General features: G+C 56.6%; 14 protein-coding genes. 9 read left to right on the forward strand and 5 right to left on the reverse strand.

Features of this window, described 5'->3' with window-relative positions; genetic code table 11:
- Nucleotides 1-185: 185 nt before the first annotated feature.
- Nucleotides 186-1157 carry a thioredoxin-disulfide reductase gene (gene trxB, locus CLM71_RS07815; protein WP_105230509.1) on the reverse strand — a complete coding sequence of 324 codons (972 nt, stop codon included), beginning with the start codon at nucleotides 1155-1157 and terminating at the stop codon, nucleotides 186-188.
- Between the two features lie 659 nt (nucleotides 1158-1816).
- Between trxB and lrp the strand changes: the two genes are divergently transcribed.
- From lrp to CLM71_RS07850, 7 genes are all read left to right on the forward strand, one after another.
- Nucleotides 1817-2311 (forward strand): leucine-responsive transcriptional regulator Lrp, encoded by a 495-nt coding sequence (lrp, locus tag CLM71_RS07820; RefSeq protein ID WP_004928318.1) that lies wholly within the window; start codon nucleotides 1817-1819, stop codon nucleotides 2309-2311.
- Between the two features lie 120 nt (nucleotides 2312-2431).
- Nucleotides 2432-6079, forward strand: a complete 3648-nt coding sequence (locus tag CLM71_RS07825) for a DNA translocase FtsK 4TM domain-containing protein (protein WP_105230510.1) — start codon at nucleotides 2432-2434, stop codon at nucleotides 6077-6079.
- Nucleotides 6080-6265: 186 nt separating this feature from the next.
- The gene (lolA, locus tag CLM71_RS07830) at nucleotides 6266-6877 is read left to right on the forward strand and encodes an outer membrane lipoprotein chaperone LolA (RefSeq protein ID WP_015671745.1); all 612 of its coding nucleotides are present in this window, start codon (nucleotides 6266-6268) and stop codon (nucleotides 6875-6877) included.
- A 67-nt stretch (nucleotides 6878-6944) separates the two neighbouring features.
- The gene (locus tag CLM71_RS07835) at nucleotides 6945-8231 is read left to right on the forward strand and encodes a replication-associated recombination protein A (RefSeq protein ID WP_158684859.1); all 1287 of its coding nucleotides are present in this window, start codon (nucleotides 6945-6947) and stop codon (nucleotides 8229-8231) included.
- Nucleotides 8232-8340: 109 nt separating this feature from the next.
- The gene (gene serS, locus CLM71_RS07840) at nucleotides 8341-9633 is read left to right on the forward strand and encodes a serine--tRNA ligase (RefSeq protein ID WP_105230512.1); all 1293 of its coding nucleotides are present in this window, start codon (nucleotides 8341-8343) and stop codon (nucleotides 9631-9633) included.
- Nucleotides 9634-9908: 275 nt separating this feature from the next.
- Nucleotides 9909-10325 carry an NUDIX domain-containing protein gene (locus CLM71_RS07845; protein WP_105230513.1) on the forward strand — a complete coding sequence of 139 codons (417 nt, stop codon included), beginning with the start codon at nucleotides 9909-9911 and terminating at the stop codon, nucleotides 10323-10325.
- A gap of 294 nt (nucleotides 10326-10619) precedes the next feature.
- Nucleotides 10620-11771 carry an MFS transporter gene (locus tag CLM71_RS07850; protein WP_105230514.1) on the forward strand — a complete coding sequence of 384 codons (1152 nt, stop codon included), beginning with the start codon at nucleotides 10620-10622 and terminating at the stop codon, nucleotides 11769-11771.
- Nucleotides 11772-11821: 50 nt separating this feature from the next.
- Here CLM71_RS07850 and pflA read toward each other — a convergent pair whose 3' ends face one another.
- The 4 genes from pflA to ycaO form a co-directional block, all read right to left on the reverse strand.
- Nucleotides 11822-12562: a pyruvate formate lyase 1-activating protein gene (gene pflA / locus CLM71_RS07855; protein WP_105230515.1), complete on the reverse strand. Its 741-nt coding sequence runs from the start codon at nucleotides 12560-12562 to the stop codon at nucleotides 11822-11824.
- Between the two features lie 282 nt (nucleotides 12563-12844).
- Complete coding sequence (gene pflB / locus CLM71_RS07860; RefSeq protein WP_105230516.1) at nucleotides 12845-15127, reverse strand: formate C-acetyltransferase; 2283 nt, start codon at nucleotides 15125-15127, stop codon at nucleotides 12845-12847.
- 51 nt (nucleotides 15128-15178) lie between these two features.
- On the reverse strand, nucleotides 15179-16036 hold the full coding sequence (gene focA / locus CLM71_RS07865; RefSeq protein ID WP_105230517.1) for a formate transporter FocA: 858 nt from the start codon (nucleotides 16034-16036) through the stop codon (nucleotides 15179-15181).
- Between the two features lie 422 nt (nucleotides 16037-16458).
- Nucleotides 16459-18222 (reverse strand): 30S ribosomal protein S12 methylthiotransferase accessory factor YcaO, encoded by a 1764-nt coding sequence (ycaO, locus tag CLM71_RS07870; protein ID WP_105230518.1) that lies wholly within the window; start codon nucleotides 18220-18222, stop codon nucleotides 16459-16461.
- Nucleotides 18223-18771: 549 nt separating this feature from the next.
- Here ycaO and CLM71_RS07875 point away from each other — a divergent pair.
- The gene (locus tag CLM71_RS07875) at nucleotides 18772-21189 is read left to right on the forward strand and encodes a membrane-bound PQQ-dependent dehydrogenase, glucose/quinate/shikimate family (RefSeq protein ID WP_197951694.1); all 2418 of its coding nucleotides are present in this window, start codon (nucleotides 18772-18774) and stop codon (nucleotides 21187-21189) included.
- A gap of 240 nt (nucleotides 21190-21429) precedes the next feature.
- Nucleotides 21430-22476 (forward strand): L-asparaginase 2, encoded by a 1047-nt coding sequence (gene ansB, locus CLM71_RS07880; protein ID WP_105230519.1) that lies wholly within the window; start codon nucleotides 21430-21432, stop codon nucleotides 22474-22476.
- The last annotated feature ends 139 nt before the right edge of the window (nucleotides 22477-22615 follow it).

Here is a 22615-nt window from a genome sequence, read left to right on the forward strand (position 1 = left end):
GGAGTATCTGCGTCGCCGACGCCTGTTGGTACAGGCCAGGTTAACATGCTGTTAAAAAAGTGTTTTCTTCAACGTTGAAGGACACAAGTGAAGCTCAATGTTACCTCGTCACCGTGCAGGCTGAAAAGAAATAAGGCGGCCTTTTGGCCGCCTTATTTGTCAAGTTAGGTCATGTTTGGCTGGGATCAGCAGACTTCCGCCTGTGCGATGCCGTCGAGATAACGCTCGGCATCCAGCGCCGCCATACAGCCGGTGCCGGCAGAGGTAATCGCCTGGCGATAGATATGGTCCATCACGTCGCCGGCGGCGAACACGCCCGGAATGCTGGTCTGGGTCGCATTGCCGTGAATACCGGACTGCACCTTGATATAACCGTTTTCCAGCGCCAGCTGATCGCCGAAGATGGCGGTGTTCGGGCTGTGGCCGATGGCGATAAATACGCCGGCAACGGCCAGCTCCTGCGTTTCGTTTTCCTGCTTGGTGCTGCGGATGCGTACGGCGGTAACGCCCATTTCATCACCCAGCACTTCGTCGAGCTGATGATCGGTATGCAGCACGATGTTGCCGTTTTTCACTTTCTCCATCAGCCGGTCGATCAGAATTTTCTCTGAACGGAAGCTGTCGCGGCGGTGGATCAGATGCACTTCCGCGGCGATGTTGGACAGATACAGCGCTTCTTCAACGGCGGTGTTGCCGCCGCCGACCACGGCGACTTTCTGGTTGCGGTAGAAGAAGCCGTCACAGGTTGCGCAGGCGGAAACGCCTTTGCCCTTGAAGGCTTCTTCGCTTGGCAGACCCAGATAGCGTGCGGAGGCGCCGGTAGCAATAATCAGCGCGTCGCAGGTGTACTCGCCGCTGTCGCCGGTCAGGCGGAACGGACGCTGTTGCAAATCAACGCCGTTGATATGGTCGAAGACGATCTCGGTCTGGAATTTTTCCGCATGCTCGCGCATACGTTCCATCAGCGCCGGGCCGGTCAGGTCGTTGGCGTCGCCCGGCCAGTTCTCCACGTCGGTCGTGGTGGTCAACTGACCGCCTTGCTCTACGCCGGTAATCAACACCGGCTGCAGGTTTGCACGCGCGGCGTACACCGCTGCGGTGTAGCCCGCCGGGCCGGAGCCCAGAATCAATAACTTGCTATGTTTAGCCGTGCCCATGAATAACCTCTTTTCCCACGATGGCGGACAATGGCATCGATTGTAGGGAAAATAGTGAAGTAAAAAAAGCACCTGTAACGGTTGTTATCGATTTGTCTGATAGTTGCGGACTATTAATTCTAATATCGAGGTAAAAAACACCGGTGTCATTACCGCACTCTGGCCTACGAGGGCTAAAACGGTGCTTTTCTCTGCGTCATGCCGCGATGGCGGCGCTTTTTAACCCAGCGGTTCATAACTAAAAAAGGGGTTAACGCTTTTCTCGACGGTACGTTCTTCTGATTTTGCTTCTTTTACTTTGACAATCCGCTGCGCATTTGCGAAAACATCAGAGGAAGAAGAAATTATCCCCGCAGCAACAGCCGATCGTTCGCCTTTTCATCATCAGGCGGGCGCCGGGCAGGGCAGGGGGGATTGCGCCTTAAACAGGCGCGCTTCTTTCTTAACGATGAAGATCGTTTTATCGCCGCGCGCAGAGTTTGACAGACAGGCTGTGACGCGGCAAAAGAGGATAGTGAAGAAGCATTGTGTGCGGCAGATTGCTCTGCGCAATCGACTGCATATAACAAAAATCGGGTCTTCGCTTGAAACAAGTCCCTACACAGTGACGTTGGCTAGGGTTTGGCAAGTGTAAGGAAGAAATAAGAGAGACAATAATAATGGCAGACAATAAGAAACGCCCGGGTAAAGATCTTGACCGTATCGACCGCAACATCCTCAATGAGTTACAGAAGGATGGGCGTATTTCGAACGTTGAGCTTTCTAAGCGCGTGGGGTTATCCCCAACGCCATGCTTGGAACGCGTACGTCGTCTTGAGCGTCAGGGGTTCATTCATGGCTATACTGCATTGCTGAACCCGCACTATCTGGATGCATCACTGCTGGTTTTCGTGGAAATCACGCTGAACCGCGGCGCGCCAGATGTGTTCGAGCAATTTAACTCGGCAGTACAGAAGCTTGAAGAGATTCAGGAGTGTCATCTGGTGTCCGGTGATTTCGACTATCTGTTGAAAACCCGCGTGCCGGATATGTCAGCTTACCGTAAGCTGCTTGGCGAAACCTTACTGCGTTTGCCGGGGGTCAACGACACCCGCACCTACGTGGTGATGGAAGAAGTGAAACAGAGTAACCGTCTGGTTATCAAAACACGGTAAGGTGCAGGTGCAAAACCTGATTAAATTCGTTACACTCCTGTTTATTCATACAGTTTTGGCGCCGGGGAAACAACTCGGCGCTGTTACTCTATCCGCTAACAGGAACCTGGAGAGCCTTTCTTGAGCCAGGAATACACAGAAGATAAAGAAGTTACCTTGAAGAAACTCAGCAGTGGCCGTCGGTTGTTGGAAGCTGCGTTGATCGTGGTGGCGATTTTTGCCGTTTACCTCATGGCTGCGCTGGTCAGCTTCAACCCGTCTGATCCCAGCTGGTCGCAGACGGCGTGGCATGAGCCGATTCATAATCTTGGCGGCGGCGTGGGCGCCTGGCTGGCCGATACGCTGTTCTTCACCTTCGGGGTGCTCGCTTACGCGATCCCGCCGATCGCGCTGATCTTGTGCTGGGTTGCCTACCGGCAGCGCGATACCCGCGACTATATTGACTATTTTGCGCTTTCACTGCGCCTGATCGGCACGCTGGCGCTGGTGCTCACCTCGTGCGGGCTGGCGGCGCTGAATGTCGACGATCTCTATTACTTTGCCTCCGGCGGCGTGATCGGCAGCCTGCTGAGCAACGCGATGCTGCCGTGGTTCAACGGCATCGGCGCGACGCTGGCGCTGCTGTGCGTGTGGGCCGCGGGCCTGACGCTATTTACCGGCTGGTCATGGCTGGTGATTGCCGAGAAGATCGGCGGGGCCGTATTGGGCATCGCCACCTTTATGACCAACCGTTCGCGCCGTGACGATCGCTATCGTGACGATGAAGACGACTTGTACGCCGAAACGCCGGAAAACGACGGCAAGGGCGCAGCGGCCGCCGCCAGCGCAGCAGCTGCCGCGCATACGGCCGATGCCGATGACGTGCTGTTCAGCGCGCCTTCCGTAAAAGAGAGCGCTCAGCCGTCTGCCGATGCCGATGAAACGGCGGATCCGCTGCTCAGCGGCCTGCGAGCTAATGACGACGATGAGGTCTCGGACGTGGCTAACGCGGCGACCAACGCTGCTGCGCCGGCGTCTGAAGAGATTTCGCCGGCCGCACCGGCCGCTGCTACTTCCTCAGAGACTGCGGCTCCAGTGGCTCCAGTGGCTCCAGTGGCTCCGGCGACGCCGGCAGCTGCGCCTGCGGTGACGACGGCGCCAGCCGCGCCGGCCTCCGTGAATCAGCATCCGATGAGTGCGCAGCCGGAAGATAACGCGCCGCCGCTGTACTCGTTTGAAATTCCTGAAGAGACGCCGGTGCCGAAAACCCCGCGTCCGGCAGAGATTCAGCAGGGCGATGATGAGCCGCGTCTGGGGGACTGGAACCGGGCAACGGCGCCTCAGCAGCCTGCCGCCTCGCCGTTTGATTTCTCGGCGGCGCCGGCAGAGAGCGGGCACAATAATGCAGTTCCGGACGTTACTGACGGGGCTGCATCATCCGTCGCCGCCGCCAAACCTGCAATGGATGCCGCTGCTGCTGCGGCGGCGGCAGCAGCCGCGGCCAATACGTTTATGCCGGCGTTCAGCGCCACCAGTGAAGGCAATACCCAGGTAAAACAGGGTATTGGCCCTGAGCTGCCGCGCCCTAATCCGGTGCGTATCCCGACGCGTCGCGAGCTGGCTTCTTACGGCATCAAACTGCCTTCGCAGCGGATGGCAGAACAGGAGCAGCGCAAGCAGACTGCAGAACCTGCGCCGAATAACGCCGCCGTGAACCCTCAGGATGACGAGGCGATGCAGGAAGAAGCGCTGCGTCAGGCGTTCGCCGCACAGCAGAACCAGCGTTACGGCGCGGATTATCAGCATGACCATGTCGATCCTGTCGCGAACGCCGCTGATGACGAGGATGCTCTGCAGGAAGAGGCATTGCGCAAGGCGTTCGCCGAGCAGCAGCAGGCGCGCTACGGCGCGACTCCGCAGCCGGAAGCGCCGGTTACCCCGCAGCCGGTAGAAACCAACAACGCCTTCAGCTTCTCGCCGGTCGATGATCTGGTGGATAACGGCCCTGATGAGCCGCTGTTTACCCTGTCGCCGCACGAAGAGCCCGCCGCACCGTCGCCGTATGACGGCAGCGTGGCGCAGCCGCCGCATGAGCAGCCCTACCAGACTCAGCAACAGGCTTATCAACAGCCTCAGGCGCCGGAATCTCAGGGGCAGCAGCAGCCTTATCACGGGCAGCAGCAAGCTCAGCAACCGTATCAGCAGCCGCAGCAGCAACCGGCTCAGCAGGCCGCGCCGCAGCAGTCGGCAATGGACAGCCTGATTCACCCGTTCCTGATGCGTAACGATCAGCCGCTGGAGAAACCGACCACGCCGCTGCCGACGCTGGAACTGCTGACCGAAGCGCCGAAAGATATTGAGCCGGTGGATACGTTCGCGCTGGAACAGAAGGCGCGTTTGGTGGAAGCCAGCCTGGCGGATTACCGCGTGAAGGCCGAGGTGGTGGATATTCTGCCGGGGCCGGTAATCACCCGTTTCGAACTGGATCTGGCGCCGGGCGTGAAGGCCGCGCGTATTTCCAATCTGTCGCGTGACCTGGCGCGTTCGCTGTCTACGCCGGCGGTGCGCGTGGTGGAAGTCATTCCGGGCAAGCCGTATGTCGGTCTGGAACTGCCGAATGCCAAGCGCCAGACGGTTTATCTGCGTGAAGTGCTGGACTGCCCGGCATTCCGCGATAACCCGTCGCCGCTGTCCATCGTACTGGGCAAGGATATTTCCGGCGAGCCGGTGGTGGCCGATCTGGGCAAAATGCCGCACCTGCTGGTGGCCGGTACCACCGGTTCCGGTAAGTCGGTCGGCGTTAACGCCATGATTCTGAGCATTTTGTATAAAGCCACGCCGAAAGACGTACGCTTTATCATGATCGATCCGAAAATGCTGGAGCTGTCGGTTTACGAAGGTATTCCGCACCTGTTGACCGACGTGGTGACCGACATGAAAGATGCGGCCAATGCGTTGCGCTGGTGCGTAGCGGAAATGGAGCGTCGCTATAAGCTGATGTCCGCGCTGGGCGTACGTAACATTGCCGGCTATAACGAGCGCGTCGACCAGGCGGAAGCCATGGGGCGTCCGATTCCGGATCCGTTCTGGAAACCAACGGACAGCATGGATATTACGCCGCCGGTACTGGAGAAAGAGCCGTATATCGTGGTGATGGTCGACGAGTTTGCCGACCTGATTATGACCGTCGGTAAAAAGGTCGAAGAACTGATCGCCCGACTGGCGCAGAAAGCGCGTGCGGCGGGGATTCACCTGGTTCTGGCGACCCAGCGTCCGTCGGTGGATGTGATCACCGGCCTGATCAAGGCCAACATCCCTACGCGTATCGCCTTTACCGTATCGAGCAAGATTGACTCCCGCACCATTCTCGATCAGGGCGGCGCAGAGTCGCTGCTGGGGATGGGCGATATGCTGTACCTGGCGCCGAACTCGTCGATTCCGGTGCGCGTGCACGGCGCCTTTGTGCGCGATCAGGAAGTGCATGCGGTGGTCAAGGATTGGAAAGCGCGTGAGCGGCCGCAATATAAGGAAGGTATTATCAGCGGCGGCGACGATGGCGAAGGCGGCGGCGGTCTTGACGGTGACGAAGAGCTGGATCCGCTGTTCGATCAGGCGGTCGAGTTCGTGGTGGATAAGCGCCGAGCCTCAATTTCCGGCGTACAGCGTCAGTTCCGCATCGGCTACAACCGCGCGGCGCGCATCATCGAGCAGATGGAAGCGCAGGGGATCGTCAGCGAGCAGGGGCATAACGGTAACCGTGAGGTGCTGGCTCCGCCGCGGCACGAATGATTGCCGAGGATACATTGAGAAATTCAAGGGCCGCTTTGCGGCCCTTGTGCAAAGAAGGGTAAACCCGTCTTTTCTCGGAATATTGCGCGTTCAGCCCGCCGCCGGCTTCCGGTAAAGTGGAGGCGTGAAAAGTTTTCCTGATGACGCCGTTTGGCGGTCAACGCATTTGAAAAGGTATCTGGAATAATGAAAAAACTGTTAGTTGCATGTTGTCTGCTTTCGGGGTTCGCTTCCACTTCCGTGCTGGCCGATGCGGCGCACGATCTGCAGAGCCGTCTGGCGAAAGTGAATAGCTTCCATGCCAGCTTCAGCCAGACCGTCACCGGCGGCGACGGTTCCGCCGTGCAGCAGGGGGAAGGCGAACTGTGGGTCAAGCGCCCTAATCTGTTTAACTGGCATATGACCTCACCTGATGAGAGTGTGCTGGTGTCCGATGGCGAAACGCTGTGGTTCTATAATCCGTTTGTTGAGCAGGTAACGGCAACCTGGCTGAAGAGCGCCACCGGCAATACGCCGTTTATGTTGATCACTCGCAACAATCCAAGCGACTGGAAGCAGTACAACATTAAGCAGAAAGGTGATGATTTCGAACTGACGCCGAAAAGCAGCAGCGGCAATCTGAAGCAGTTTGCGATCTCCGTGACCAACAGCGGCACCATCAACAGCTTCGCCGCCGTAGAGCAGGATGGCCAGCGCAGCGCCTATACGCTGAAAAGCCAGCAAAATACCGCGGTTGACGCCGGCAAGTTTAAATTTACCCCGCCGAAGGGGGTGACGCTGGACGACCAGCGGCAGTGAGGTATGCGTGAGTAATAATTTGTCGCTCGATTTTTCCCAAAATGAATTCCAGCCTCTGGCCGCACGTATGCGGCCAACCACGCTGGCGCAGTATATCGGCCAGCAGCATCTGCTGGCGCCGGGTAAGCCGCTGCCACGCGCCATCGAAGCGGGGCAGCTGCACTCGATGATTTTGTGGGGGCCGCCGGGAACGGGAAAAACGACGCTGGCAGAGTTGATCGGCCGCTACGGGCAGGCCGATGTCGAGCGTATTTCCGCCGTGACGTCCGGCATTAAAGAGATCCGTGAGGCAATTGAGCGCGCGCGGCAAAACCGTGATGCCGGCCGTCGCACCATTTTGTTTGTCGATGAGGTGCACCGTTTCAACAAGAGTCAGCAGGATGCGTTTCTGCCGCATATTGAAGACGGTACCATCACCTTTATCGGCGCAACCACCGAAAACCCTTCGTTTGAACTGAACTCGGCGCTGCTGTCGCGTGCGCGCGTGTATCTGCTCAAGGCGCTGACCGCTGACGATATCGGCCAGGTGCTGGATCAGGCAATGAACGATAAAGAGCGTGGCTTTGGCGGCCAGAATATCGAGCTGCCGGACGATACGCGACATATGCTGTCTGAATTGGTCAGCGGGGATGCCCGGCGGGCGCTGAACAGCTTGGAAATGATGGCTGATATGGCGGAACTCAATGCCAAAGGCGTGCGGGTACTCACCCCTGAGCTGCTGAAAGAGGTTTCCGGTGAACGCAGCGCGCGCTTTGATAATAAGGGCGACCGTTTTTATGACCTGATCTCCGCACTGCATAAGTCGGTGCGCGGTTCGGCGCCGGATGCGGCGCTTTACTGGTATGCTCGTATTATTACCGCCGGCGGCGATCCGCTGTATGTGGCGCGCCGTTTGCTGGCGATTGCCTCGGAAGACGTCGGCAATGCCGATCCGCGCGGCATGCAGGTGGCGATTGCCGCCTGGGACTGTTTTACCCGCGTCGGGCCGGCGGAAGGCGAGCGCGCCATCGCCCAGGCGATTGTCTACCTGGCCTGCGCGCCGAAAAGCAATGCGGTGTATACCGCCTTTAAAGCCGCGATGCGCGATGCGAAAGAGATGGCAGATTATGATGTGCCGGAACATTTACGCAACGCACCGACCAAGTTGATGAAAGAGATGGGGTTGGGCGCGGAGTACCGTTACGCCCACGATGAGCCCAACGCCTACGCCGCTGGCGAGGACTACTTCCCGCCGCAAATGGCCAATACGCGCTACTACCAGCCGACCCGTCGCGGGTTGGAAGGTAAAATTGGTGAAAAGTTGGCGTGGCTTGCGGAGCAGGATCAAAATAGCCCGACAAAACGCTACCGCTAGCGTTGCCGTTGCGGTAAGGTTAGCGGGTATCACTTTCCTTTTATACGGCACTCAATCCGCCGTATAAGACAACAAATTTTCTTTCAATAACAACAAGCACAGGATTAGCATGCTCGATCCCAATCTGCTGCGTAATGAGCTAGACGCAGTCGCCGAAAAACTGGCTCGCCGTGGTTTTAAACTCGATCTGGATTTGCTGCGTTCTCAGGAAGAGCGCCGCAAGGTTTTGCAGGTAGAAACAGAAGCGCTGCAGGCAGAACGTAACTCCCGATCGAAATCCATCGGCGCAGCGAAAGCGCGTGGGGAAGATATCGAGCCGCTGCGTCGCGAAGTAAGCGAGTTGGGTGACAAGCTGGACGCCGCCAAGGCGGAGCTGGACAAGCTGCAGAACGACATTCGCGATTACGCGCTGACGCTGCCGAACCTGCCGGACGACTCTGTGCCTAATGGCAAAGACGACAGTGAAAACCAGGAAATCAGCCGCTGGGGTGAACCACGCGCTTATGATTTCCCGGTGCGCGACCACGTTGACCTGGGTGAAATGGCCGGCGGGCTGGACTTTGCCTCCGCGGTAAAACTGACCGGCTCCCGCTTTGTGGTGATGAAAGGGCAGATTGCCCGCATGCACCGCGCCCTGGCGCAGTTTATGCTGGATCTGCATACCGAGCAGCACGGTTACCTGGAGACCTACGTCCCTTACCTGGTTAACCACGCAACGCTGTACGGTACCGGCCAGCTGCCAAAATTCGGTGACGATCTGTTCCACACCAAACCGCTGGAAGAAGAGTCCGACAGCAGCAACTATGCTCTGATCCCAACGGCGGAAGTGCCGCTGACCAACCTGGTTCGCGATGAGATTTTGGAAGAGGAAGCGCTGCCGCTGAAAATGACCGCGCATACGCCGTGTTTCCGCGCCGAAGCGGGTTCTTACGGCCGTGATACGCGTGGCCTGATCCGCATGCACCAGTTTGACAAGGTTGAGATGGTGCAGGTCGTGCGTCCGGAAGACTCCATGAATGCGCTGGAAGAACTGACCGGCCATGCGGAGAAAGTGCTGCAGCTGCTGAACCTGCCATACCGTAAAGTGCTGCTGTGCACCGGTGATATGGGCTTCGGCGCCTGTAAGACCTACGATCTGGAAGTGTGGCTGCCGGCACAGGACACCTACCGCGAAATCTCCTCATGTTCCAACATGTGGGATTTCCAGGCACGGCGTATGCAGGCGCGTAGCCGCAGCAAGACCGAGAAAAAACCACGTCTGGTGCACACGCTGAACGGTTCAGGCCTGGCGGTTGGCCGTACGCTGGTTGCCGTACTGGAAAACTACCAGCAGGCAGACGGCCGTATTCAGGTGCCGGAAGTGCTGCGTCCGTATATGGGCGGTCTGGAATTTATCGGCTGATAGCGGAATTGAAAGCGCTGAGGGTAATGTTCGGCGCTGAAGTTTTGCTTGACCGGTCTATTTAACAAGGGTTCATGTCTTCGGGCATGAACCCTTGTCAGCGAATAAACGGACCATAATGCGTTCGTCTCCACCATGTACGGTATTTCTGCCGCTTTTGCCTCTGTTGACGTTACCATCGTGATGCGTATCGTGCCTGGTGCCGTCTGCGTTCTCTGCCCTGAGCCACCGGCGTCGTTTGAACATGTATCTGATCTGGATTGAGAGGTCTGAAAATGAATAACAATGTTGCAGCCAAGAATATTGATAAACTGGGTTGGGTTTATATCCAGAATAAAAAAATTCTGATGGCGCGTTCATATAACAAAGCTGCTTTTTATATTCCCGGCGGTAAGCGGGAAGCCGGAGAAAGTGACCAGGCGGCGCTGGTCAGAGAAATTAATGAAGAGCTCTCCGTCGATTTAATTAATGACAGTATCGTTTTGCTCGGGGAGTTCAAAGGGCAGGCCGACGGTAAGGCGGAAGGCATAGTGGTGAATATACGCTGTTTTACCGCTGACTTTAACGGCGAGCTTAAGGCTAACGCCGAGATTGAAGAGATCGCCTGGCTCACGTATGCGGATCGGCATCGTTGCTCTGTCGTCTCGGTACAGGTATTGAATGCGTTAAAAGACATGCAGTTGATTGACTGACTTTATTTCTTCTGCATTGATCTAATCTATGGCGCATGCGATAGCGATAAGCACGCCACGTGGCGGCGTAAGCCGTCACTGTGTCGCTCGGCATCAGGGAGTGGCGAAACGTATTTACATCTAAGAGTAACCCGCTTGGTTAACCGTGTTTCACCACTTCTTGCCGCTGATTTCAGGCAACAGGCCGTAGCTGAAAACAAATCGTGCGGTCGAACGCTAACTGCTGATTGACTTTTTTATCGCCAGTGGCATGATGCGCGCACTCTCATTAGCTTGCTCGGTCTCAAGTTCACTATGTACGCATACTCCCGCCCAGTGCTCCTCTTGCTCTGCGGCTTGTTGTTGCTCACGGTTTCTATTGCCGTACTGAATACGTTAGTCCCTCTTTGGTTAACCCATGCTCAATTGTCAACCTGGCAAGTGGGGATGATCGGTTCTTCTTATTTTACCGGCAACCTGGTCGGTACCATGCTGGCCGGTAAGCTGATTAAGCGCATTGGCTTTACCCGCAGCTACCATCTTTCCTGTCTGCTGTTTGCCGTCGCGACGGCGGGCATGACGCTGTCGCTCGACTTCTGGAGCTGGCTGGGATGGCGCTTCTTTGCCGGCATCGGCTGCGCCTGGATTTGGGTGATCGTTGAGAGTGCGCTGCTGCGCAGCGGCACTCAGACCAACCGTGGTCAGCTGCTGGCGGCCTATATGACGGTGTATTATCTCGGTACGGTGGTGGGCCAGTTGCTGCTTGGCATGGTCTCTTCCGAGCTGTGGAACGTGTTGCCATGGGTGACGGCGATCGTGATTAGTGCCATGCTGCCGATGCTGTTTGCCCGGGTAAATAGCGCCGATGACGAACCGCAGCAGGCGGCGGTATTGCCGATGCTGAAACGCCGCAGCGCGCGCCTGGGAATTAACGGCTGCGTGATTTCCGGTATTGTACTTGGCTCGCTGTATGGCCTGATGCCACTTTACCTGTCTCATCAGGGCTTCAGCGATGCGGATGTTGGCTACTGGATGGCGCTGCTGGTTAGTTCCGGCATTATCGGCCAGTGGCCGGTCGGTAAAATGGCCGATCGCTATGGACGCCTGCTGGTGTTACGCGTTCAGGTATTTGTGGTGATTATCGCCAGTATGGCGATGCTCGGAGGCTACGCGATGGCGCCTTCGCTGTTTATTCTGGGTTGCGCCGGCTTTACGCTGTATCCGGTAGCGATGTCCTGGGCATGCGAAAAAGTGCAGTCTCATGAGCTGGTGGCGATGAATCAGGCACTGTTAATGAGCTATACCATCGGCAGCCTGCTTGGCCCGTCGATGACGGCGATGCTGATGCAGAATTACTCCGATCAGCTGCTGTTTGTGATGATCGCCGCGGTGGCGCTGGTCTATCTGGTGATGCTGTTGAAGAAACAGAAGCCGGACCATCACCACACGCCGTTTGCTGCGGCCTGATAGCGAAAACCCGGCCAGATGCGCCGGGTTTTTTATGCTGTACTGCGTAATTAATAGATCACTTTGTGGCCGTAGCCTTCCAGAATGCCTTTGACCCGATCCATGGTCTCGGCCTTAGGCGGATGCACGCCGTCCAGCTTGTACTCTTCGCCCATGGCGATCCATTTATGCTTGCCTAGTTCGTGATAGGGCAGCAGCTCGATCTTTTCGATATTCGTCATATCCTTGGTGAATTCGCCCAGCAGGTGGGCGGACTTATCGTCATCTGACCAGCCCGGCACTACCACATAGCGGATCCAGGTGCGCTGGTTGCGCTTCGCCAGATAGCGGGCGAATTCCAGCGTGCGGTGGTTGGAAACACCCACCAAGTTCTGGTGAATATCGTCATTCATCTGTTTCAGATCGAGCATCACCAGATCGGTTACGTCCAGCAGCTCGTCGATTACCGGATCGTAACGGCGCACGAAGCCGTTGGTATCCAGACAGGTATTGATGCCTTCCTGATGACAGGCGCGGAACCAGTCGCGGACGAATTCAGCCTGCAGAATCGCCTCGCCGCCGGAGGCCGTTACACCGCCGCCGGAAGCATTCATAAAGTGGCGGTAGGCGACGGCATCTCTCATCAGCTCTTCCACGGTCACTTCTTTGCCGCCGTGGGTATCCCAGGTATCGCGGTTATGGCAGTACAGGCAGCGCATCAGGCAGCCCTGGAAAAAGACGATAAAGCGAATGCCTGGGCCGTCAACGGTGCCGCAGGATTCGAAAGAGTGGATACGGCCAGTTACTGACATTGCGGGTTTCTCCAATATTGACTGTCAGGCGCAGTCTAAAAATAGGCTTACGGTCGTCAGTCAGGTATCAGCGATGCAGCAGCGGGAAATCCGGCTGCCGGAGGGGAGAGATGCCTGTTGACCGGCCGTTTGCCGGATCACTGTTTTGCCGGATGTCCACTGAGTATAGATACCTGGCAAAACAGACTCGCGGGAGTCAGGAGTATTGCATGTTAAAAGGGCCGGTTATCCCGGCCCCGGTTGCCTGTGCCGGCCGGGCTTCGCCCGGCGTTGGCAAGGATATTACATGGTTTGCGTGAAGGTACGGGTGATAACGTCCTGCTGCTGCTCTTTGGTCAGCGAGTTGAAACGCACCGCATAACCGGATACGCGGATGGTCAGCTGAGGATATTTCTCAGGATTATCCATCGCGTCCAGCAGCATTTCGCGGTTCATCACGTTCACGTTCAGGTGCTGACCGCCCTCGATTGCGGCTTCATGGTGGAAGTAGCCGTCCATCAGGCCCGCCAGGTTGGTTTTACGCACGTCGTCATCTTTACCCAGTGCGTTCGGCACGATGGAGAAGGTATAGGAAATACCGTCTTTCGCATAGGCGAACGGCAGTTTCGCCACCGAGGTCAGAGAGGCAACGGCGCCTTTCTGATCGCGGCCGTGCATTGGGTTGGCGCCCGGACCGAATGGTGCACCGGCGCGACGACCGTCTGGCGTATTACCGGTTTTCTTGCCGTACACCACGTTGGAGGTGATGGTCAGCACGGACTGGGTTGGCACCGCATTGCGGTAGGTGCGCAGTTTCTGAATTTTCTTCATGAAACGTTCCACCAGATCGCAGGCAATGTCATCAACGCGCGGATCGTTGTTGCCGAACTGCGGATATTCCCCTTCAATCTTGAAGTCTACCGCCAGGCCGTCTTCGTCGCGGATGGTGGAGACTTTCGCGTACTTGATGGCGGACAGGGAGTCGGCAGCGACGGACAGACCGGCGATGCCGCAGGCCATGGTGCGATACACATCACGGTCGTGCAGGGCCATCAGCGCCGCTTCATAGCTGTACTTGTCATGCATGTAGTGAATGATGTTCAGCGCAGTGACATACTGTTTCGCCAGCCAGTCCATAAAGTGATCCATGCGATCCATGACTTTGTCATAGTCCAGCACTTCGTCCATCATCGGCGCTTCTTTCGGGCCGACCTGCATTTTCAGTTTTTCGTCAACGCCGCCGTTGATGGCGTACAGCATGGTTTTCGCCAGGTTGGCGCGTGCGCCGAAGAACTGCATTTGCTTACCGACCACCATCGGGCTGACGCAGCAGGCAATGGCATAGTCATCGCTGTTGAAGTCAGGACGCATCAGATCGTCGTTTTCATACTGTACGGAAGAGGTGTCGATAGACACTTTCGCCGCGAATTTCTTGAAGTTGAGCGGCAGTTTTTCCGACCACAGAATGGTCATGTTCGGTTCCGGAGACGGCCCCATGGTGTACAGGGTGTTCAGGAAACGGAAGCTGTTTTTGGTCACCAGCGTACGACCGTCGACGCCCATACCGGCCAGAGATTCGGTAGCCCAGATTGGGTCGCCGGAGAACAGCTCATCATACTCAGGGGTACGCAGGAAACGCACCATGCGCAGCTTCATCACCAGGTGGTCGATCAGCTCCTGTGCCTGCTCTTCAGTCAGTTGGCCGGCCTTGATGTCGCGTTCAATGTACACATCCAGGAAGGTGGATACGCGGCCGAAGGACATGGCGGCGCCGTTTTGCGATTTCACCGCGGCCAGATAGCCGAAGTAGGTCCACTGCACCGCTTCCTGGGCGTTTTTCGCCGGTGCGGAGATGTCGTAACCGTATTTGGCGGCCATCTCTTTAATCTGGCCCAGCGCGCGGTGCTGCTCAGAGATCTCTTCGCGCAGCTGGATGGTCATTTCCAGGTCTTCGCCGTTTTCCAGTTTATCCTGCAGGGAGTTGAACTGGTTTAATTTGTCCGCCATCAGGAAGTCGATGCCGTACAGCGCCACGCGGCGGTAGTCGCCGATAATGCGGCCGCGGCCGTAGGCGTCCGGCAGACCGGTCAGCACGCCGGATTTACGGCACTTCAGGATATCTTTGGTGTAGACGTCGAACACGCCCTGGTTGTGGGTTTTACGGTATTCGGTAAAGACCTTTTTCAGCTGTGGATCCAGCTCGCGGCCGTAAACCTTACAGGAGCCTTCAACCATTTTGATGCCGCCGAACGGGATCAGCGCGCGTTTCAGTGGTGCTTCGGTCTGCAGGCCGACGATGGTTTCCAGCTCTTTGCTGATGTAGCCGGCGTCATGAGAGGTAATCGTGGAGGCGACGTCGGTGTCGAAATCAACCGGCGCGTGGGTGCGGTTTTCCAGTTTGATCCCTTCCATGACCTTGTCCCACAGCGTGGTGGTCGCCTGCGTAGCGCCGGCCAGGAAGGACTCATCGCCTTCATACGGCGTGTAGTTTTTCTGGATGAAGTCACGGACGTTGACTTCGTTCTGCCAGTCACCGTTGCTGAAACCTTCCCAGGCTTGGGCTAATTTCTCGTTAAGTTCGGTCATGTTACACCTACCTTCTAATTGTGGAGTTCGGATCCGACGTGGCGATGCGGTTTAAGGCTGCTTGTCGCCACGCAGATAAATTACCCAGTAAGTCAAACCAACCAGCAGACCGCCGCCGATGATGTTGCCGAGGGTGACGGGAATCAGGTTGTCGAAGATAAAGTTGCTTACGGTCAGATGAGCAAAGTGCTCGGGTGCAGTCCCTACGGCTTGCCAGAATTCCGGCGTGGCGAAGTGTTTAACCACAATACCCATAGGGATCATAAACATATTGGCGATGCTGTGTTCAAAACCGCTGGCGACGAACATGGCGACCGGCAGAACCATGGCGAACATTTTGTCCATCAGGCTACGGCCGGAGTAGCTCATCCATACCGCCAGGCAGACCATCAGGTTAGCCAGAATGCCGAGGCAGACGGCCTCGATAAATGTGTGGTGCAGCTTGTGGTCGGCGGTTTGCAACACGTTCAGCCCCCACAGGCCGTTGGCCGTCATATATTCGCCGGAGAACCAGATCAGGGCGACGAAGAACAGTGCGCCGATCAGGTTACCAATATAGACGTTAAGCCAATTGGCCGCCAATTGACGCCAGGTGATGCGGCCGCTGGCCTTGGCGATAACGATAAGCACGGTGGACGTGAACAGATCCGCGCCGCAGACGACAACCAGCATCAACCCCAGTGAGAAACAGATGCCGCCGACCAATTTAGCCAGGCCGAACGGGACTTCGGCGGTGCCTGTGGTGGCGGTGATGTAGAACACGAATGCGATAGAGATGAAAACGCCGGCGGTGATCGCTAAATAAAACGTTTTTAGCGGATGTTTGGTCGCTTTATAGATGCCGGCGTCTTCGGCGACTTTCGCCATCGCGGCAGGTAACAGCAAATCAAAAGGGTTGTCAGCTTTCACGCCAGTTCTCGCTCAAAAGGGTTATAACAACGCAATGAGATACTAGCAAAGCGGTATGGGGTAAAAGTTGATTTGGATCATGAGGCGCCGAAGTAAAACGGCGTAAAGGCGTATTATTTACGTGGTTTTTGTGGTTAATTTATTGAATTTTTTATAAAAAATATTTTTTAAGTTTTGCAGTTATTTTTTAATTAGCGTCTTTGGCTGGTTATCTGCCGGTTAAATAATTTCATTAAATAGGGACTAAATGCATATTTAAGAAATGGGTGTTAATTATTATTTCACCTTCACGTAACAAATCCATCGTCGTGATGTTTTATGGCGGTTTACGCAAAAAAATGCATGGCGTTGTTCAGGTTAAAAATCGAGGGTGAGAGGGGAAAATAGCCGGGCGGCAGCGATGATGCCACCCGGCTTAGGCGTTAGGCGTTTGCCCAGTGGCGACGCTTGGCCTGCTGCAGCTTCTCATAGGCCGCCAGCAGCGCCTGATGCGCCGGCAGCGCCTGCAGATCGCTGTCGATGGCGAACAGCCCGTTGAAGCGCTCTTCACCGCTCATGGCGGCGGAGGCGGCATCCACGGCGTCCTGGCCGTACATTTTGACGAACGCGCTGTGGTACTGAGCCGGGTCGCGCTCCGGCTCCTGCGCGAGCAGCAGCAGCGTTTGCAGGCAGCGATAATAGTTGCTGCGCTGCGGCGTAAATACCGAGGCGTTGAACTCCTGCGTCCATTCCGCCCAGATCAGCGCTTGCTCCATATCGCCGCCGGCCAGTGCCAGCATGGACTTCAGTTCGCCGACGCGCAGGCTGTACCAGGCGTTGTCTTTGCCGGAGGCAATGCCCAGCAGTTCACGTACGCGGGTGAAATCGTCCAGCCCTTCGTCATCCAACTGCTGCAGCAGCGCCAGATATTCTTCCGGCTGCCAGTCGCTGTCAGGCAGCGCCAGCAGGGTGTCGCGCAGATGAGCGCCCATGCTGTTGTTGGCCAGCAGCAGATCTTCCGCCGGGTAGATATCGGACATGCCCGGCACGATGATACGGCAGGCGTAAACGCCAAGGTGCTCGTAATCGGCGATGTACACTTCGGCGTCTTCCTGCTGGAAGATGGCCATCAGCGTGGCGAACTCTTCCTGCGTGCTGCCGCTGAAGCTCCAGTCGGCGAACGGGTAGTCGGCGTCCTGTTTGAACATATCCCAGGAGATCAGGCCGCTGGAATCGATAAAGTGGGTTTCCAGGTTGGCATGTTCCGCCACTTCTTCATCATCAAAGGTTGGCGCGGTGAACACGTCCAGATCTTTCAGGCTGCGGCCCTGCAGCAGTTCGGTCACCGTACGCTCCAGCGCGACGCCGAAGTCCGGGTGGGCGCCGAAGGAGGCGAAACAGGTGCCGTTGGCCGGGTTGAACAGCACTACGCAGATTACCGGGTACTTGCCGCCCAGCGAAGCATCATAGGAAAGGATCGGGAAGCCTTCCTCTTCCAGCTTGGCGATGGCCTCAACCACGCCAGGGTAGCGGTTCAGCACCTCGGCCGGAATTTCCGGCAGGCTGATGGATTCGGCGATGATGCGGTTCTTCACATAGCGCTCAAACACTTCAGACAGTCCCTGTACGCGCGCTTCGTTTGCGGTGTTGCCGGCGGACATGCCGTTGGACACGTACAGGTTGCCGATAATGTTCATCGGAATATAAACCGTTTCCTGATCGGACTGACGGGTAAACGGCAGGGCGCAGATGCCGCGTTCACCGTTGCCGGACTGCAGATCGATCAGATCGCCGGCGCTCAGTTCCTGTTCCGGATCGTAGAAGGCGTGCAGGCGCGGATCGAGGATACCCGCCGGCAGCGAGTCGTCCGCCGGGATCGGGAACCATTTTTCGTTCGGATAGTGGACGAAATCGCCGTTGGCGATCTGTTTGCCCAGGTAGAAGTCGGCAAAGAAATAGTTGGTCGACAGACGTTCGAAGTATTCGCCCAGCGCCGACGCCAGCGCCGCTTTTTTGCTGGCGCCCTTGCCGTTGGTGAAGCACAGCGGGCAGTCGCGGTCGCGGATGTGCACTGACCAGACGTGCGGTACCGGGTTGAGCCAGGAGGCTTCTTCAATATTGAAACCCAGATCGCTCAGTTTCTGTTGGAAACGGCTGATGGAATCTTCCAGCGCGGCGTCTTTACCGGGGATAAAAGTTTGCGTCATTGTCTTCACTTAAATGTTTGGAGATAGCAGGTGATCTTAACCATTTCTCTGTTTTGCCGGTAATGAACAAGCAGAGAGGTGCCAGGTGTCAGTGTTTTCCGAGACTCGCATCCGTGCAGCAGCGTGCGAGGTGGAGGCAAGGCGGCGCACACGCCGGCGCCTTGGATCATAAGGCGTTATCTTCTCATACGTCGGGCAGCAAAGGGTAGGCTCAGTCGCGGCAATATTTCTATGTTATTGAATTTATAACCACTGGCCGGGCATTTTTTTCGTCAGCGCCGCGGAGGGAGTGTGGACTTGCCTGGCGGAGCGGTTTTTCCTGGCGTGTCATCGTGCGCGCAACGTGGTTGAGAGTGCTAAATGATAGGGGGATACGCTAACTGTCTGGTTTGTTGTGTTTTATTTGTAATACAAATAAATGTACACAAAAATAACAACTATGTATAATTGTATTACAAATATCTCACGGTGTGCGCCGTGAATGTTAATTTTCTCATAACATTGTGAGCGAAATTGACGGTTATTCGATGTTGGTAAAAGGAAAGAAAAATGCACGCTCCACAGCAGAGCACCGGTAAGCGCTGGTTCTTTACCGCTTATCGCCTGCTTTTTGTCATACTCAGTTTTTGTATCGGTCTGTTTTTTGTTATCTGGGGAGGAAAACTGGTTTCGTTAGGCGGTAGTGCGTATTACCTGCTTGGCGGCCTGGCCTATCTGATTATCGCCGTTTGTTTTCTCGTCCGCAGTAAACATACCTTCTGGCTCTCCCTCATCACCTTCTTCCTGACGCTCTGTTGGGCGCTGTATGAAGTACAGTTCAGCTATTGGGGCCTGGTGCCGCGGCTGGTGGTACCGGCGCTGTTATTGATGCTGAGCCTATGGCTCATCCCGACGCTGCCGCAAACCGGCAACGGCCGACGCCGTCTGGCGAACTGGGGTGGCCTGGGCATTTTTGTGGTGCTGCTGGCGACGTTGGTGGCGGCGTTTTATCCGCATAATGTTATTCGCAACGACGTGACGCTGAGCAAGCCTGACGCGCAGGCCAAGCCGGCAACGGGTGAGGATGATTGGGAATTCTTCGGGCGTAGTGCGTCCGGCACGCGTTTTGCGCCGTATACGCAAATCACGCCGGAAAACGTTAAAGATCTCGACGTTGCCTGGGTTTACCACACCGGTCGTCGTACCACCGGCAGCGGCATCGGCGTGGATGAAAATACACCGCTGCAGGTGGGCAATGTGCTTTATTCCTGTACGCCGGAAAACCTGATCACCGCGCTGGACGCGGACAGCGGTAAAGCGCTGTGGAAATTCGACCCGCAGGCAAAAACGGCGGAGCATGTCACCTGCCGCGGCGTCGGCTATTACGACGCTAATAAAGACGACAGCCTGAGCGCTAGCGAAAAGAGCACGCCAGCGTTGCAGCAGTGTCCGCAGCGTATCCTGGTTTCCACCGTTGACGCACGTTTTATGGCGCTGAATGCCCGTACCGGCGAACTGTGCCCGGGATTTGGCGATAACGGCAGCGTCGACCTGAAGCAAGGCATGGGCGATACCGAAAACAGCAAACGCTATCACCCGACGGCGGCGCCGGTGGTGATGGGGCATATCGCCATTATCGGCGGCTGGGTGCGTGATATTGTGCACGGCGAGCCTTCCGGCGTGGTGCGCGCGTTTGACGTGCGTACCGGCGACGTGGCCTGGGCCTGGGACGTCGGCCAGCCGGAAAATGTCACCGATCCGGTAAAAGGGCGCGCCTATACGCTGGAAACGCCGAACGTTTGGACGATCCCAAGTTTCGATAAAGCGCTGAACCTGGTCTATCTGCCGACCGGCAACGGTCCGCCGGATTACTGGGGCGGCGATCGTAACGAAGCGAAAGAGAAATACGGTTCGGCCATCGTGGCGGTCGATGCCAGTACCGGTCAGACCAAATGGGTTTACCAGACCGTTCATCATGATGTCTGGGACTACGATTTACCGTCGCAGCCGGTGCTGTTTGATGTGAAGAATGAGCAGGGGGAAACTATTCCCGCGCTGATTCAGACCACCAAAACCGGCCAGATCTTTGTGCTGGATCGCCGTACCGGCAAACCGGTTACGCAGGTGGAAGAGCGGGCCGTGTCGCAGGAAGGTGTGGCGGAAGGAGAACGACTGTCTGCCACGCAGCCTTTCTCGGTCGGCATGCCGCAAATCGGCGTCGAGCCGCTGACGGAAAAATCGATGTGGGGCGTCTCGTCCTTTGACCAGTTGTTGTGCCGCGTCAGCTTTAAAGAGTCGGCTTATCATGGTATGTACACACCGCCGTCGGAGAAGCCGTATATCGAGTGGCCAAGTCTGCTCGGCGGAATGAACTGGGGAGGTATCTCAATTGATGAGCGTAGCGGGCTGATGTTTGTCAACGATATGCGTATGCCATTGCGTATGTCGCTGGTCAGAAAAGAGGACGTTGCGAAATATAAAATCTCCACCGACGAAGTCCCCGGTTTTATGGGGACGGTGCGTCCGCAGATCGCCGGGCCTTACGGCGGCGTACGTATCGATATCCTGCAGTCGGCGCTGGGCGTGCCGTGTAATACGCCGCCGTTCGGCACCATGACCGCCATCGATTTGCACAGCAAAAAGCTGGTATGGCAGGTACCGATGGGCTCGGTACAGGATACCGGGCCGCTGGGCATGAAAACCCATATGCCGATCCCGCTGGGGATGCCAACCCTGGGCGGCCCGACTGCCACCGCCTCCGGACTGGTGTTCTTTGCCGGCACGCAGGATTACTATCTGCGCGCACTGGATTCGGCAACCGGTAAGGAACTGTGGAAAGCGCGTCTGCCGGTCGGCGCCGTCGCCGCGCCGCTGATTTACCAGTCACCGAAAACCGGTAAGCAGTATGTGGTGATTTCCGCCGGGGGCAGCAGCCATTCGCCGGACGTGGGCGATTACATCATTGCCTACGCCTTGCCGCAGCATTAATCGCCTGTCAGCAACCGCCGAACGCGTCTGCGTTTGGCGGTTTTTTTCGTTTATCTAGCCGCCAAGCCGCATCTCCTTCCTGTCTTTCCCCACGCCGTACGCCCGCCCATCCATCATGTCATTCTGGTCAACTAAACTTGCCGCTGGATCAGGAACATGTCTTATAAAGCGCCGTATCTATCACGGTTTTTATTATGATAAAGGCGATAATTCAGCGGGTTAATTAATTCGGGGGATGTAATGAAAATGTTCAAACGTAGTCTCTTGGCGCTTTTGCTGGCTGGAATCAGCGGTTCGGCGTTGGCGCTGCCGACGGTCACTATTCTGGCGACCGGCGGCACCATTGCCGGCGGCGGTGAATCGGCAACCAAATCCAATTATCAGGCGGGCCAACTGGGCGTAGAGGCGCTGGTCAATGCCGTGCCGCAGCTGAAAGAAGTGGCAAACGTTCAGGGGGAACAGATCGTTAATATCGGTTCGCAGGATATGAACGATGAGGTTTGGCTGAAGCTGGCGAAGAAAATCAATGCCGACTGCGCTAAAACCGATGGTTTTGTGATTACCCACGGCACCGACACGCTGGAAGAAACCGCCTATTTTCTCGATCTGACGGTGAAGTGCGACAAACCGGTGGTGATGGTCGGTGCCATGCGTCCGGCGACGGCGATGAGCGCCGACGGGCCGTTCAACCTTTACAATGCGGTGGTGACCGCGGCGGACAAGCAGTCGGCCGGACGCGGGGTGCTGGTGGCGATGAATGACAGCGTGCTGGATGCGCGCGACGTCACCAAAACCAGCACCACGGCGGTACAGACCTTCCAGTCGCCAAACTACGGCCCGTTGGGGTTCATTCATAACGGTAAGATAGACTACCAACGTACGCCGCAGCGTAAACATACCCGCGCTACGCCGTTTGATGTCAGTAAACTGGATAGCCTGCCGAAAGTGGGTATTGTCTACAGCTATGCCAACGCGTCGGATGCGCCGGCCAAGGCGCTGATTGATGACGGCTATCAGGGCATCGTCAGCGCCGGTGTCGGCAACGGTAACCTTTATAAAACGCTGTTTGATACGCTGGCGACCGCGGCGCATCAGGGCGTGGCCGTCGTTCGCTCCTCCCGCGTGCCGACCGGCGCCACCACGGAGGATGCGGAAATTGACGACGCCAAATACGGGTTTGTCGCTGCCGGCACCCTGAACCCGCAGAAAGCGCGTATTTTGTTGCAACTGGCGCTGACGCAAACCCGGGATGCGGCGCAGATTCAGCAGATGTTTAACCAATATTGACAGTCATGATGTAAAAGGGCCGCGCCGGCCCTTTTTTCGCCGCTCCGGCGAGCGTGGCGGACGGATAATAAATGAGCCAGCCTTACGCGAAAATGCAGCACAAAAATCTGTGATAAACCGCTGAATTAGCCGCCATCAT

Origin of the sequence: Serratia sp. MYb239 (genome assembly GCF_002966855.1) — a bacterium.
Lineage (GTDB): Bacteria > Pseudomonadota > Gammaproteobacteria > Enterobacterales > Enterobacteriaceae > Serratia_B > Serratia_B rhizosphaerae.